Source organism: Streptomyces sp. NBC_00258 (assembly GCF_036182465.1).
Lineage (GTDB): Bacteria > Actinomycetota > Actinomycetes > Streptomycetales > Streptomycetaceae > Streptomyces.
This window is the reverse complement of record NZ_CP108081.1, coordinates 9750505-9763987: the sequence shown is the minus strand read 5'-3', so window position 1 is coordinate 9763987 and position 13483 is coordinate 9750505. Positions and strand designations below refer to the sequence as shown.

General features: G+C 71.5%; 13 protein-coding genes. 8 read left to right on the top strand and 5 right to left on the bottom strand.

The features are described 5' to 3' along the window. Positions 1-110: 110 nt before the first annotated feature. The 4 genes from OG718_RS43470 to OG718_RS43455 all read left to right on the top strand — a co-directional run bounded on the left by OG718_RS43470 (position 111) and on the right by OG718_RS43455 (position 3740). A complete protein-coding gene (locus OG718_RS43470; protein WP_328846734.1) occupies positions 111-1001 on the top strand; it encodes an IclR family transcriptional regulator in 891 nt (296 codons plus the stop codon). A gap of 264 nt (positions 1002-1265) precedes the next feature. Then, positions 1266-2153 (top strand): 3-keto-5-aminohexanoate cleavage protein, encoded by an 888-nt coding sequence (locus OG718_RS43465; protein WP_443055377.1) that lies wholly within the window; start codon positions 1266-1268, stop codon positions 2151-2153. Positions 2154-2262: 109 nt separating this feature from the next. Next, positions 2263-3264, top strand: coding sequence for a 3-hydroxyacyl-CoA dehydrogenase NAD-binding domain-containing protein (locus OG718_RS43460; protein WP_443055250.1), 1002 nt, complete (start codon positions 2263-2265; stop codon positions 3262-3264). Then, the gene (locus tag OG718_RS43455; RefSeq protein WP_328846732.1) at positions 3261-3740 is read left to right on the top strand and encodes a thioesterase family protein; all 480 of its coding nucleotides are present in this window, start codon (positions 3261-3263) and stop codon (positions 3738-3740) included. The genes OG718_RS43460 and OG718_RS43455 overlap by 4 nt, the downstream gene beginning before the upstream one ends. A gap of 97 nt (positions 3741-3837) precedes the next feature. Here OG718_RS43455 and OG718_RS43450 read toward each other — a convergent pair whose 3' ends face one another. Genes OG718_RS43450 through OG718_RS43440 form a run of 3 tightly spaced genes read right to left on the bottom strand, consistent with a single transcriptional unit; the run spans position 3838 to position 7667 of the window. Continuing rightward, positions 3838-4233: a DUF742 domain-containing protein gene (locus OG718_RS43450; RefSeq protein WP_143635199.1), complete on the bottom strand. Its 396-nt coding sequence runs from the start codon at positions 4231-4233 to the stop codon at positions 3838-3840. A gap of 9 nt (positions 4234-4242) precedes the next feature. Further along, complete coding sequence (locus OG718_RS43445; protein WP_143635202.1) at positions 4243-4683, bottom strand: roadblock/LC7 domain-containing protein; 441 nt, start codon at positions 4681-4683, stop codon at positions 4243-4245. Further along, a complete protein-coding gene (locus tag OG718_RS43440; protein ID WP_328846731.1) occupies positions 4680-7667 on the bottom strand; it encodes a sensor histidine kinase in 2988 nt (995 codons plus the stop codon). Before OG718_RS43440 ends, OG718_RS43445 begins: the two co-directional genes overlap by 4 nt. A 423-nt stretch (positions 7668-8090) precedes the next feature. Between OG718_RS43440 and OG718_RS43435 the strand changes: the two genes are divergently transcribed. Then, positions 8091-8816 carry a hypothetical protein gene (locus OG718_RS43435; RefSeq protein WP_328847930.1) on the top strand — a complete coding sequence of 242 codons (726 nt, stop codon included), beginning with the start codon at positions 8091-8093 and terminating at the stop codon, positions 8814-8816. 149 nt (positions 8817-8965) lie between these two features. On the opposite strand, the gene OG718_RS43430 is transcribed toward OG718_RS43435, so the two are convergent. Together OG718_RS43430 and OG718_RS43425 are read right to left on the bottom strand one after the other, a co-directional pair. Next, positions 8966-10147: an NAD(P)/FAD-dependent oxidoreductase gene (locus OG718_RS43430; protein WP_328846730.1), complete on the bottom strand. Its 1182-nt coding sequence runs from the start codon at positions 10145-10147 to the stop codon at positions 8966-8968. Then, entirely contained in the window at positions 10144-10470 is a 327-nt protein-coding gene (locus OG718_RS43425) for a bifunctional 3-phenylpropionate/cinnamic acid dioxygenase ferredoxin subunit (protein ID WP_143635205.1), read from the bottom strand. The genes OG718_RS43430 and OG718_RS43425 overlap by 4 nt, the downstream gene beginning before the upstream one ends. 214 nt (positions 10471-10684) lie before the next feature. On the opposite strand from OG718_RS43425, the gene OG718_RS43420 reads away from it, so the two are divergent. The 3 genes from OG718_RS43420 (at position 10685) to OG718_RS43410 (ending at position 13449) form a co-directional block, all read left to right on the top strand. Beyond that, on the top strand, positions 10685-11503 hold the full coding sequence (locus OG718_RS43420; protein WP_143635207.1) for an IclR family transcriptional regulator: 819 nt from the start codon (positions 10685-10687) through the stop codon (positions 11501-11503). Between the two features lie 237 nt (positions 11504-11740). Further along, positions 11741-12826 (top strand): S-(hydroxymethyl)mycothiol dehydrogenase, encoded by a 1086-nt coding sequence (locus tag OG718_RS43415; protein ID WP_143635209.1) that lies wholly within the window; start codon positions 11741-11743, stop codon positions 12824-12826. After that, complete coding sequence (locus tag OG718_RS43410; protein WP_328846729.1) at positions 12823-13449, top strand: MBL fold metallo-hydrolase; 627 nt, start codon at positions 12823-12825, stop codon at positions 13447-13449. Before OG718_RS43415 ends, OG718_RS43410 begins: the two co-directional genes overlap by 4 nt. Positions 13450-13483: the final 34 nt, after the last annotated feature.

Below are 13483 nucleotides of genomic sequence, written 5' to 3'. Positions count from 1 at the left end.
ACTGAAGCGTTCATATAGCGCGATGGTCACTCGGATAATGAGAGGCTGGGGATCGCACTCAAGCCGGCCAAGGCGCCGAATTCCGGCAGAACCGTCAGGAGCCAAGGAAAATGCCTACGCCCAAGCCCCCTCATGGAGACGAAAGCACCACCGACGGCACCGACGGCGACACCGAGACGGAGCCGGGCGCCTGCTCGGGCCCCGGCACGGGCGGTGGCGACGCCTCTCGTCCCGCCGAGCCGGGCGGATCGTCGGGCAAGGTCCAGTCCCTGGAGCGGGCGATCACTCTGCTGGAGGCGACGGCGGACAGCGCGCCCGACGGCGACACGGCGACGAATCTCGCGAGCCGCTGCGGGCTCAACCGGGCCACGGCCTGGCGGCTGCTGTCCACCATGGAGCAGTACGGAATGGTCGAGCGCAATCCGCTGACCAGCCGTTACACCGTGGGTTTCGCGGTCGCCCGGATGGCCTCGGCCGCCGGTTTCGACGGGCTCATCCGACGCTCCCACGGCATCCTGCGCCAGGTCAGCGAGCAGACGGGCGAGACGGCCAACCTCGCGGTGGTGCAGCAGCTCGGGCTGACGTACATCGACGAGGTGACTCCCCCGGTGGTCCTCAGCGCCAAGTGGCTCGGACGGCAGGCTCCGCTGCACGCCACGTCGACCGGGAAGGCCCTGCTGGCCTGGCTGCCCGCGGAAGAGGTGGACGTGCTGCTGGCCGAGCCGCTGACCGCGTACACCGACACCACGGTCGCCGACCGGGGGCGGCTGCGCGCGGAGCTGGCCGAGACGCGGGAGCGGGGATACAGCGTGTGCGCGGGTGAGATGGAGCGGAACCTGTACGGGGTGTCCGCGCCCGTTCTCGGCACCCGTGACCGGCCGTTCGCCGTGCTCAGCATCTGGGGTCCGCAGGACCGGGTGCCGGAATCCCGTTTCCCGGCACTGGGCGCGCTGGCGTGCGGCGCGGCCGAGGAGGTGGCGCGGGCGGCACGCGCGTTGTGACACCTCGGGGCGGGCGGCACGTTCCTGCGAGGGGGACAGACGCTTCCGCCGGGGGCCGGCAACAGGAGCGGGGCGCCGGTACTGACCGCGGGACCAGTCCTGACGGTGGCGTGACGGGTGCCGTGCGCGGGCGCCCTTGACGGACGGCGACGGCAGGCGGCATGTTCGCTATATGCGACATGCAAACACAATGCGAGCGAGCGCCATGCGAGAAACGATCCCACCTGCTGCCCACCCCCGCACAGCGGAGGCCCCCGCATGACCATGAACCAGGACGTCGTCATCACGTGCGCCCTCACCGGTGCCGGCGACACCGTGCGCAAGAGCCCGCACGTCCCCGTGACCCCCGAGCAGATCGCCCGGTCCGCCGTCGAGGCCGCGGACGCCGGAGCGGCCGCCGTCCACATCCACGTGCGCGATCCGGAGACGGGGGCGCCCTCCCGTGACCCTCGGCTGTACCGGGAGGTCGTCGAGCGCATCGGGGAGACCGGCACGGACGTCGTCGTCAACCTGACCGCAGGCATGGGCGGGGACCTGGTCATCGACCCGGAGGAGCCGCTGAGGCACCTGCCCGGCACTGACCTCGTGGGCGGACTCGACCGGCTGCCGCACGTCGAGGACCTGCTGCCCGACATCTGCACCCTGGACTGCGGCTCCCTCAACTTCGGCGACGGCTCGAACCTCTACGTCTCCACCCCGGACATGCTGCGTACGGGGGCGAGGCGCATCCAGGAGCTGGGCGTACGGCCCGAGTTGGAGATCTTCGACACCGGGCACCTCTGGTTCGCCAAGCAGTTGCGCACCGAGGGCCTGCTGGACGATCCGACCGTCTTCCAGCTGTGCATGGGCGTCCCGTGGGGCGCGCCCGCCGATCCGGGCGTACTGCAGTCGATGGTGAACATGCTGCCGGAGGGCGCCCAGTGGGCCAGCTTCGCGCTCGGGCGGATGCAGATGCCGTGGGTCGCCCAGTCGGTGCTGCTCGGCGGACACGTACGGGTCGGTCTGGAGGACAACCTCTACCTGGGCAAGGGCGCCAGGGCGACCAACGCGCAGCTGGTCGAGCGCGCGGTGACGATCGTCGAGGCGATGGGGGCGCGCGTCGCCACGCCGGACGAGGCCCGGCTGAAGCTCGGACTCAAGCCACGTGGCTGACCCGCGGAACGCGGAACGCGCCGACCGCGCGCCCCACGGAGAACGGGCGCCCCGCAGACCACCGGCCACAGCCGCCGTCCCCCCACGTCGAGACCTCAAGGAGCCCTTGGTGCCCCACACTTCAGACGCCCCCGAAACCCCGCGGACCTCCGTGACCCGGCCGGCCCCCCAGGACGTACGGACCGTGGCCTGCGTCGGCGCAGGGGTCATCGGCGGCGGTTGGGTCGCCCACTTCCTGGCCCGCGGGTACGCCGTCAGGGCGTGGGACCCGGCGCCCGACTCCGAGGCGCGGCTGCGTCGTCTCGTGGACGCCGCGTGGCCCGCGCTGGAACAGCTGGGCCTCGCCCCTGGCGCCTCCCCGGCCCGTCTCACGGTCACCGACACGCTCGAAGAGGCAGTGTCGGAGGCCCAGTTCGTGCAGGAGAGCGCCCCGGAGAAGCTGGACCTCAAGCGTGAGCTGCTGGCGAAACTGGACGCGGCGACGCCCACCGGGATCGTCATCGCATCGTCCACCTCCGGCTACCCGATGACGGACATGCAGACGGAGGCCGTCACGCCGGGGCGGCTGGTCGTCGGCCACCCCTTCAATCCGCCGTACCTCATCCCGCTCGTCGAGGTCGTCGGCGGCGCGCACACGGACGCGTCGGCGGTCGAGTGGGCCTCCCGCTTCTACGAGGTGGCGGGCAAGTCCGTGATCACCATGGAGCGCGAGGTCCCCGGCTTCATCGCCAACCGTCTTCAGGAGGCGCTGTGGCGGGAAGCCCTGCACATGGTCGCCAACGGCGAGGCGACGGTGCGCGAGATCGACCGGTCCATCACCGAGGGCCCCGGTCTGCGCTGGGCGTTCATGGGCCCGATGCTCACCTTCGCACTGGCCGGCGGGGAGGGCGGCATGGCGCACATGCTGGACCACTTCGGCCCGTCCCTGAAGTCCCCGTGGACCCGGCTTGAGGCCCCCGAGCTGGACGGGGCGCTCTACGACGCCGTGGTCGCGGGCTGTGAGGACGCCTCCGACGGACGGACGATCGCGGACCTGGTCGCGGAGCGCGACCAGGGGGTCATAGACGTCCTGCGCGCCACCGGCCGGCTGCCCGGGACCGGCGCCCGATGACGTCCCTGCCCCTCTTCCGCGAGACCGTGCGCCCCGAGTGGATCGACTACAACGGGCACTTGAGCGAGGCGTTCTACGTCCTCGTCTTCGGCCACGCGACCGACGCGATGATGGACGCGGCGGGGATGGACGCCTCGTACCGCGCGGACAGCGGCTGTTCGCTCTACACCGTCGAGTCGCACATCCGCCATCTGCGGGACGTGCCCGAGGGGGCCCACCTGGGCGTCCGCACCCGGATCATCGGTGCGGGCGGCAAGAAGGCGCACTTCACGCACGAGATGTACGTCCTGGCCGCGGCGGATGCCGCACCTGACGGGGACGACACCGTGGTCGCCACGTCCGAACTGCTCGCCCTCCACGTGGACCAGAAGGCCGGGCGAGCCGTCCCGTTCCCGGAGGGTGTCCGCAACCTGCTCGCGCCGCTGGTGGAGCCGGCGCCCGCGTGGGCCGGGCGTTCCATCGCCCGGGTCGTCTGAGGTCGTCCGACGCGCGGGAACTCCAGGGCCCGTCCGACGCGAAGGCTCTTGCCCCGTCCGACGAGGAGGCCCGGACCGGCCGGGCCTCCGGGTCGCGTCACAGGGCCCGGAGGCCGTTGATCACATCGCGGAGAATGCTTTCGTCCGGCAGCTCGGCCGGTGGCACCGGACGCGTCACATGGACCAGCTCGTCGTCCACGAGATCGCCGATGAGGACGCGTACGACCCCGACGGGCAGGTCGAGTTCGGCGGCGAGTTCGGCGACCGACTGGGGGGCGTCACGGCAGAGTCCGACGATGTCCACGTGCTCCGGAGACAGCGAATGGTCCGCCTCCGGGTCCTCGGCGTGCAGCTCCGTCACGACCACCGCGATCAGGTCGAGGCGGTGCTGGGCCGCGCTGGTGGTGCGGCCGCGTGTCATGGCATACGGACGGACCACCGGTCCGGCCTCGTCGTCGAACCAGTGGGACATCCCCTGACTGTCTCCGCTCATGCCATCCCACTACCCGCCCGAGGGCAATTCGGTGCGCGGAGCGGCGGCCAGATGTGCGCCGACCCTCTTGACCAGCAGCGTCATCTCGTACGCGACCTGCCCGACATCGGAGTCGGAGTCGGAGAGGACCGCGAGGCAGCTGCCGTCGCCCGCGGCCGTGACGAACAGGAAGGCGTCGTCCAGTTCGACGATGGTCTGGCGGACACTGCCCGCGTCGAAGTGTCGCCCGACGCCCTTGGCGAGGCTGTGGAACCCGGAGGCGACGGCGGCCAGATGTTCGCTGTCCTCCCTCGTCAGGTCGGTGGAGACCCCCGTGGGGAGTCCGTCCCCGGAGAGCACGAGTGCTTTGCGGATGCTGGCGACACGCGCCACCAAGTCGTCGAGGAGCCAGTTGAGTTCCCCCGTCGACGTGCTGGTCGTGGTGTGGCCGGCGGCCTTCGGTGCGGTCATCGACCGTCTCCCTTAGTCGTTCCTGGTGCTGTGCCGTCCTGGGCCTCGTCGCCCTCGGCGTTCTCCTCACGGCCGCGTCGCCAGCCGCGCTGGAGCGAGGCCATACGGTTGCGTACTTCGTCGGCGTCGCGCTCCGTGGGATCCGCTCCGCGGACCGCGTCGTGCGCGGCCCGCCGGTCGGGGCCCTCCTTGAGCTGAGGGGCCAGATTGGCCTGCCGTACACGGCGGGGCAGCGCGCCGGTGCCGCCCCCGGCAGCCGCGCCGGGACGCGTTCCGCCGCCTCCGGCCGGAGTGCCGGGCTGGGTGCCGCCGGACTCGACGCCGCGACGCGAGGCGCGCTGGGGAAGGGCGGGGGCGTCTGCCTCCCGGCGGCCTTCAACGGCCTCAGGTCCGCGTGTGAGCGCCTCGCCGGGGTCCGCCGGGCCGCCACGCTCACCGCCGCCTCCGGGGGCCTGACGACGCTCCCCAGCGCCGTCCGCCGAGCCGGTGGCCCCGGGCCAGTCGTCCGCGGGGCCCCGGCGGGAGCCGAGGGCGTCCCCGGATTCGCGGCGGGACGGTCCTCGCCTGGCACCCCTCGACCGCTTCGGCAGCTCCTCCAGCACGCCGGGACGCTCGGACGACTCCCGGGCCGCCTGGGGCAGTTCCGTCACCTCGTCGGCGTCCGTGCGGTCCGTCGCCTCGTCGCGCCGCGTCTTGGTCTGGGTCACGGGACGCCCGTGGGAGCTGACGAGCTTGGGGGTCCGGCGGCGCGGGAGCTGCACGGGCGCGCCGGACGGATCGCCGGCGTCGCCGTCGGCGTGCGCCGGTTCGCGCGGATCCGGCCGTACCTGCTGCTGGTCCCCGGGCACCCCGGCGATGGAGCGGCGCGGGCGGAAGATGCCGCCGCGTTCGCCGTCCTGGTCGTCCGGGAAGTCGTCGAGGGCGTCCAGGTCGACGGGCGACTCCAGTTCGACGGGTCCGTCCAGCATCGAGGCGGTCAGACCGGGCAGCGTGACCGGCACCTGGGACAGGGCCGCCGTACGGCCCTCCTCGCCGTCCTTCTTCGTGGGGAGCGCCCGGTCGAGCCGGAAGCCCATGCCGTTCGTGTCGGGCACGTCGTCCGAGAGGAGCGCGTCCGGGACGAAGACCACGGCGGTGGTGCCGCCGTACGGGGACGGCTGCAGCGAGACGCGGACGTTCTGCCGCTGGGCGAGCCGGCTGACCACGAAGAGTCCGAGCCGGTCGGTGTCCGAGAGTTCGAACTCGGGGGTCTCGGCGAGCCGCAGGTTGGCGTCGAGGAGCGCCTCCGCGGCCATACCGAGGCCACGGTCGTGGATCTCCAGGGTGAAGCCGTTTGCGACGCGCTCGCCGAGCACCTGGACGGCCGTGTGCGGGGGCGAGAACACCGTGGCGTTCTCCAGGAGTTCGGCCACGAGGTGGGTGACGTCGGCGACCGCGGACCCGGTGACGGCCATCCGCGGCAGCCGCCGCACCTCGATCCGCTCGTAGTCCTCGACCTCGGCGACGGCGGCGCGTACGACGTCCATCAGCTGGACGGGTTTGCGCCACTGCCGGGACGGGGCGGCGCCGGAGAGGATCACCAGGCCCTCGGCGTGCCGGCGCATACGGGTCGTCAGGTGGTCCAGGCGGAACAGGTCGGCGAGTTCGTCGGTGTCGTCGGTCTTGCGCTCCATGGTGTCGAGCAGGGTGAGCTGCTTGTGCAGCAGGACCTGGCTGCGGCGGGCGAGGTTCACGAAGACCTCGGAGACGCCGCTGCGGAGCTCGGACTGTTTGACGGCGGCCTCGACGGCGGCCCGCTGGAGGATGTTGAGGGCCTGGCTGACCTCGCCGATCTCGTTCTTCTCGTACTCCAGGCGCGGCACCTCGGTCTCCACGTCGACCTGTTCGCCCGCGGAGAGGCGGCGCATCACGCTGGGCAGCCGTACGCCGGCGGTCTCGTGGGCCTCCTGGCGGAGCCGGCGCAGGTCGCGGACGAGGCTGCGGCCGATGCGTACGGACATGATGAGCGAGACCAGCAGCGCGGCCAGACCCAGCACCCCGGCGATGCCGGCCTTGACGATGACGCCGATCGCCACGGGGCGCACGCGGTCCTGGAAGCGGTCGCCCGCCTGGGTGTTGAGCTTGTCGAGCCCGTCGAGGACATCACCCGCGACGCCGTCCCAGCTCTTCGCGGTGACTCCGCGGGGCTCGCCGGGCGAGGAGGCGATGACGGACTGCTCGGCCACGCGCAGCGGTGCGGTGGAGGCGTTCTTCCAGTAGCGGTCGTAGCGAGCGCGCTCGGCGGTGGGCAGCAGCGGCAGGCCGACCTCGTACATCAGCGTGCGCTGGGCGACCAGGTCGGAGACGTCGCGGGCCTCCTCGCGGGTCACCCGGCCGACGACGAGGGCGGAGCCGAGGAGGGCGTCCTCACGGGCGAGCAGCTCACGGGCGCGCGACATGTTGACGAGGGCGCGGCCCTGCTTGTCCACGTCCACGTTGTCGAGGACCTGGAGGTTGGCCAGGAGGGTGTAACAGGGGTCCACCAGGCGGTTGTAGAGGTAGAGAGCCTGTTCGCGGGTGACCGTGCCGTCCTCGACGGTCTGGCGCAGCGGACCGACGCCGTCGAAGGCGTCCAGGAGCGCGGTGAGCCGCTCGGTGGTCTCCGCGCCCATCTCGTCCCGTACGTCGCCGTCCTTGGCGTTCCGACGGATCTTCGACACGACCTCGTCGGTGGCGGTCCGGGTGCGCCTCAGATCGGCGAGTGCCTCGGAGGCCCGGGGGTCGGCGAGGTAGACGAGCGTCTGACGGCGCTCGTCCTGCAGGACGCTGATGACGTCCTCGGTCGGATAGCCGATCTCCTGGACGATGAACGTCGTGTCGAACAGCTGGTTGACCTCGCGCCCCGTGAGTACCGTGGCGAAGCCCCAGATCCCGGTCAGGGAAACCAGCGGCACGAGCAACAGCGCCACGATCTTCCGGCGGATGGACTTCCCGCGAAAGCGCATGGCCTCCCCCAGCTCGACCCCCGGCGACCGGGGGCACACATGTGCGTCAACAAACGGCGTGAGCCTACTACCGACACGGAGGTATCTCGAAGGCCTGTCCGGACCGACTCGTTCCGGGACGGTAACAGGACATCCGCAGTTGTCCGTTCATTGCGGGAGATTGACTCCCCGAATCCGACACGGGACACCGGGCGCCATCCGGTCCGCATAGCGGGCCAGTTGGCCGGAATTTTACGGTCGGCGGGAATCTTCGGGTTACGTCGATCGTCTGTCTGTACGGAAGTTGGAGGCGGAATCGGCAGCAGGTGCCGCATGCCGCGCCCAGGCCGCGTAAAACAGCGCAAGCCGGGCAGCCAATGGGGAGACGGGGTTCTCGTGACTCCGGAGCAGGCGGTTGTCGGGCGGTTGGGGAGTGACGAGTTGATGGGCACGGCGGAGCGGCACGGGACAGCCGGGACGGGCGTCGCGGAGGCCACGGAGGCACGACGGGGTCCACAGGCACCGGATCACGACATTCCGGCCGGCATCCCGGTGAGGGCGGCCGAGAGGGAGTCCCCGACAGGGGCCGGGACGGAAACCGGCCCCAAGGCCGCCAGGGGGGCTCGGTTCGTGGCGGGAGCGGATCCGGAGACCGGGACGGTAACCGTCGCGGAAGCGGAGTCGAAGGCCGGGACGGGGACCGGGGCGCAAGCCGTCGCGAACGCTGAGGCGGAAGCCGCAATGGAAGCCGAGGCGGAGGCCGAAGAGCAGGAGTACTACCGGCAGTTGTGGGTCGAGGAGCCCGCGACCAGGCGCAGGCTGCCCGATCCGGTGCGGGCGTCCGCGGTGCGGGCCGTCATCATCATCGCCGTCACGCTGATCCAGGCGATGGTCGCCTTCCTGTGCACGCTGGCCGGTTCCTGGCTCGCGTTCCCCATGGTGCTGAGCAGCGTGGCGAGCACGGTGGTGGCCACCTGGGGCGCCCTGGACGTGTGGGTGACGCGCCAGGTGTGGAACCAGCGCAACGGCGTGGTGTCGGTGCCCAGCAGCACGGCCCGTGCCCTCCGGCGCGAGCGGCGCAAGGCACGCCGCCAGGAGCGGTCGTCGGAGCGGACCAAGGAGCGGATACGCCGACAGGGCGGCGGCGCGGGCCAGTTGTCGCACTCCTAGGAGGCAGCGCCCCTCGGCCGGCAGGCGATGCCCCTCGGCAAGCGCCCCTCGGCGAATGCTCCAGGGCGCTGCCTCGGGGTGCGGTCACGGCCGCACCCCTGCTCCGCCAGGACACGGCGGCAGCCCTCCCCCGTTGGAGGATGGCGGCGCTAGGAGGCGGCCGCCTCCGCCGTCACCCCGCGTCCGAGTTCGCGCCGGGCTCGCATGAACGGCCGTGGTCGGTCCACGGAGAGCACCGCGGTCGTCCGGCCGTCCCGCTCGTACAGGGCGAGAAAGCCTCCCTCGTCGGGCGTGCCGTCACTGATGCCGCCCTCCGCGATCCGGACGGTGTCGGTGTCGAGCCGCCGTCCGGCGAACTGGATGCGTGCTCCGTACTGGTCGGACCAGAAGTAGGGCAGCGGGCGCACGGTCTCCGCCGTGTGCCCCGCGAGGAGGTTGCGTACGGCGACCCGGGGCTGCTCGGTGGCGCTGGTCCAGTGTTCGGCACGGGTTCCGCCGACGCGGGCGACGTCACCGACGGCGACCACCTGGGGCAGAGCCGTCACGCAGCCGTCGTCGCACAGCACTCCGTCGTTCAGCGCGAGCGTCGAGCCCGCCAGCCAGTCGGTGTTGGGGATGGCTCCGATGCCGACGATCACGATGTCGGCGGGAAGGAGGCGACCGTCGGCGAGTTCCACCCCGGTCACCGCGACCGTGCCGCGCAGCCCGGCGACGCCGGTGCCCGTGACCAGGTCGACACCGCCGCGCCGGTGCAGCCCGGCGCACACCGCGGCCATCTCCGGGCCCAGTTGGGGCACCAGCGGCAGCGGCGCGGCCTCGACGACGGTGACGTCGTGACCGAGTCCCGCACAGGAGGAGGCCGTCTCGGCGCCGATGAAGCCGCCGCCGATGACGACGACACGGCGGGTGCCCGCGGCGAGTTCGGCACGCAGCGCACGCGCGTCGTCGAGGGTGCGCAGGGTGTGGACTCCGGCGAGTTCGCAGCCGGGGAGACCGCGGGCCGAGGCTCCGGTGGCGATGATCACTCCGTCGGTGGAGACGGTGCGGCCGTCGCCCAGCAGGACGGTCCGGCCGCGCGCGTCCAGGCCGCGGGCGCGGACGCCGAGCAGCCACTCGGCGTCCAGCTCGGTGGTCTCCTCGGCGTCGGAGAGGGCGAGTTGGTCCTCGCCCGACCGGCCGGTGAGGAAGTCCTTGGACAACGGGGGGCGGTCGTAGGGGCGGTGCGGTTCGTCCCCGACGACCACCAGCCGCCCGTCGAACCCCTGGGCACGCAGTTCCCGGGCCGCGTACAGCCCGGACAGCGAGGCCCCGACGACGGTCACGGTCCTCATGCCGCCGTGCCCTCCTCTTCCTCGGCCGCCACGTGGACGTGGACGATGCCGTCGTCGACGGTGACGCGGTGGGTGCGGACGGCCCGACGTGCGGGAAGGCACGTCGGCCGGCCGGTGCGGAGATCGAATGACGCGGCGTGGAGCGGGCATTCGACCAGACAACCCTCCAGCCATCCCTCGGAGAGGGACGCATCCTGGTGGGTGCAGGTGTCATCGATGGCGTACAGCTCGCCATCGGCGTTGAACACGGCGATGGGCGGTGCGGTGTCGATGCGGACGGATTCGCCCGCGGGGAGGTCATCAAGGCGGCAGACGGGAATCACGGGCCCCCCTCTCGGTCCAGGACCACGGTCCGGGACCTCTCAGGTCCGGTCTGGTCCGAGACCTTCCCGGTCACGGACTCTTCGGTAACATGATGTTTCGTATGGCGCACGAGGGAGCGCTATACGCAACAGAATCCGCGCGGGATGCCCGTCACGTCAAGGGCTTCCGGCAGATGCGGCTCAATCCGGGCCGCCAGGTGGTGAGAGTTGAGTTATGACCCGCACGCAGAAGCAGGCTGACCGCACAGAGGAGACACCCGGGAAGCAGAGCAGGGGCGCGGGGAGCGCCGTCCAGTCCGTGGACCGCGCCGTGAGCGTGCTGGAGATCCTCGCCCGGCTCGGCGAGGCGGGTGTCACCGAGATCGCCGACGAGCTGGAGGTGCACAAGTCCACCGCCTTCCGACTCCTCGGAGTGCTGGAGAACAGGGGATTGGTCGCCCAGGCCAAGGACCGCGGGAAGTACTACCTGGGCGCCGGCGTACTACGCCTGGCGGGGGCGGCGGCAGTGCGTCTGGACATCTCCCAGGAGGGCGTGCCCGTGTGCCGCGAGCTCGCGGACGAGGTGGGCGAGACCGTCAACATCGCGGTCCTGGACGACAACGCGGCGGTCAACATCATGCAGGCCCGTGGCGCCGCGTCCGTCACCGCGCAGAACTGGCTGGGCAGACGCACCCCGCTGCACGCCACGTCCAGCGGAAAGGTGCTGCTGGGGCATCTGCCGCCGACCCTGAGGGAAGGGCTGCTGGCCAGGCCGCTCCCGCGATTCACCGAGCGCACGATCACCGGTACGGCCGCGCTGCGCGGCGAGCTGGAGGCCGTGGTGGAACAGGGGTACGCGTTCGCCCTGGAGGAGCTGGAGCTGGGGCTGGCCGCGACCGCCGCCCCGGTACGCGCCCACGACGGGAAGGTGATCGGCGCGATCAGCGTCTCGGGCCCGGTGTACCGGCTGGATTCGGACCGTCTGCCCGAACTCGCCAAGCGCACGGCGGCAGCCGCCGCCGACCTGTCGCGCCGGATGGGATACGGCTTCTGACGGAAGCGGGGCCGGACGCGTACCGGAGCCGGAGACCGGACGCCGCAGGGACACGGCACGAAGCGCGGGGCCAGGAACACCTGGCCCCGCGCTTCTGTGTGTCGGACAGATTTCGTGCCGCCCGTTCCTTTTGCCAAGGATTAACCCGCACCCCTTGACGGCCCCTTGGCGGCGTTCTCACTATGTTCCTCATCGCGCAACCCATAGTGCATTGCGCAACAGCAGAGGAGCTGGGTCGTGCCACACGAGGTCCGTGCCGTAGTCGCTGTGAAGAAGGGCGCACCCGTCGAGGTGCAGACGATCGTCGTTCCCGACCCGGGTCCGGGCGAGGTGCTCGTCTCCGTGCAGGCCTGCGGGGTCTGCCACACGGATCTGCACTATCGGGAGGGCGCGATCAACGACGACTTCCCGTTCCTGCTGGGCCATGAGGCGGCCGGCACGATCGAGACGGTCGGCGAGGGCGTCACCGACCTGGCCCCCGGCGACTACGTGGTGCTCGCCTGGCGGGCCCCCTGCGGTTCCTGTCGCTCCTGTCGCCGGGGCCGTCCCTGGTACTGCTTCGACTCGCGCAACGCCACCCAGCCGATGACACTCCTGGACGGCACCCCGCTCAGCAACGCCCTCGGTATCGGTGCCTTCGCCGAGAAGACCCTGGTCGCGGCCGGACAGGCGGTGAAGATCGACCCGGCGGCCCGGCCCGAGGCCGCGGGCCTGATCGGCTGCGGCGTGATGGCCGGCTACGGAGCGGCCGTGAACACCGGCAACGTCGGCCGCGGTGACACGGTCGCCGTCATCGGCTGCGGCGGCGTCGGCAACGCGGCCATCGCGGGTGCCTGCCTCAACGGCGCCATGAAGGTCATCGCCGTCGACATCGACGACAAGAAGCTCGACCAGGCGGAGAGGTTCGGCGCCACCCACACGGTCAACTCCCGGGGCACCGACCCGGTCGAGGCCGTACGCGCACTCACCGACGGTTTCGGCGTGGACATCGCCATCGACGCGGTGGGCCGCCCCGAGACCTTCAAACAGGCCTTCTACATGCGCGACCACGCCGGCCTGCTGGTCCAGGTCGGCGTCCCCTCCCCCGACATGAAGATCGAACTCCCACTGATCGACGTCTTCTCCCGCGGCGGCGCGATCAAGTCCTCCTGGTACGGCGACTGCCTGCCGAGCCGCGACTTCCCGTTCCTCATCGACCAGTACCTGTACGGCCTCCTCGACCTCAACGCCTTCGTCACGGAGACCATCGCGCTCGACCAGGTCGAGGAGGCCTTCGCCAAGATGCACCGCGGCGAGGTGCTGCGCTCGGTGGTGGTCCTGTGAGCGCCCGGGGGACCGTACGGATCGAGCGTGTGGTCACCTCAGGCACGTTCAGCCTCGACGGCGAGACCTTCGACGTCGACAACAACGTCTGGCTGGTCGGCGACGATGAGGAGGTACTGATCGTCGACGCCGCCCATGACGCCCGTACGATCCACCGGGCCGTAGCGGGCCGCCAGGTGGTCGCCGTCGTGTGCACCCACGCGCACGACGACCACGTCGACGCGGCGGCCGAGCTGGCCGGGCTCACCGGTGCGCCGGTGCTCCTGCACCCCGCCGACCACGAGCTGTGGGCCGCCACGCACCCCGACCGCAAGCCGGACGGCGAGCTCTTCGACGGACAGCGGATCGGCGTCGCCGGGATCGAGCTCCAGGTGATCCACAACCCCGGTCACACCTGGGGCAGCTGCTCCCTGTACGCCACGTTCCTCGACGCGGTCTTCACCGGGGACACCCTCTTCCACGGCGGTCCCGGCGCCACCGGCCGCTCCTACTCCGACCGACCGACCATCGAGGCCTCCATCCGCAACCGGCTGCTCACGCTGCCCGGCGACACGGACGTCCACACCGGACACGGCGAGGACACCACGATCGCCGCCGAACGCCCCAACGTCCCCGCTCCCTGAGCGCGTTCACCCCCGCCACGACAACCCCCACCAC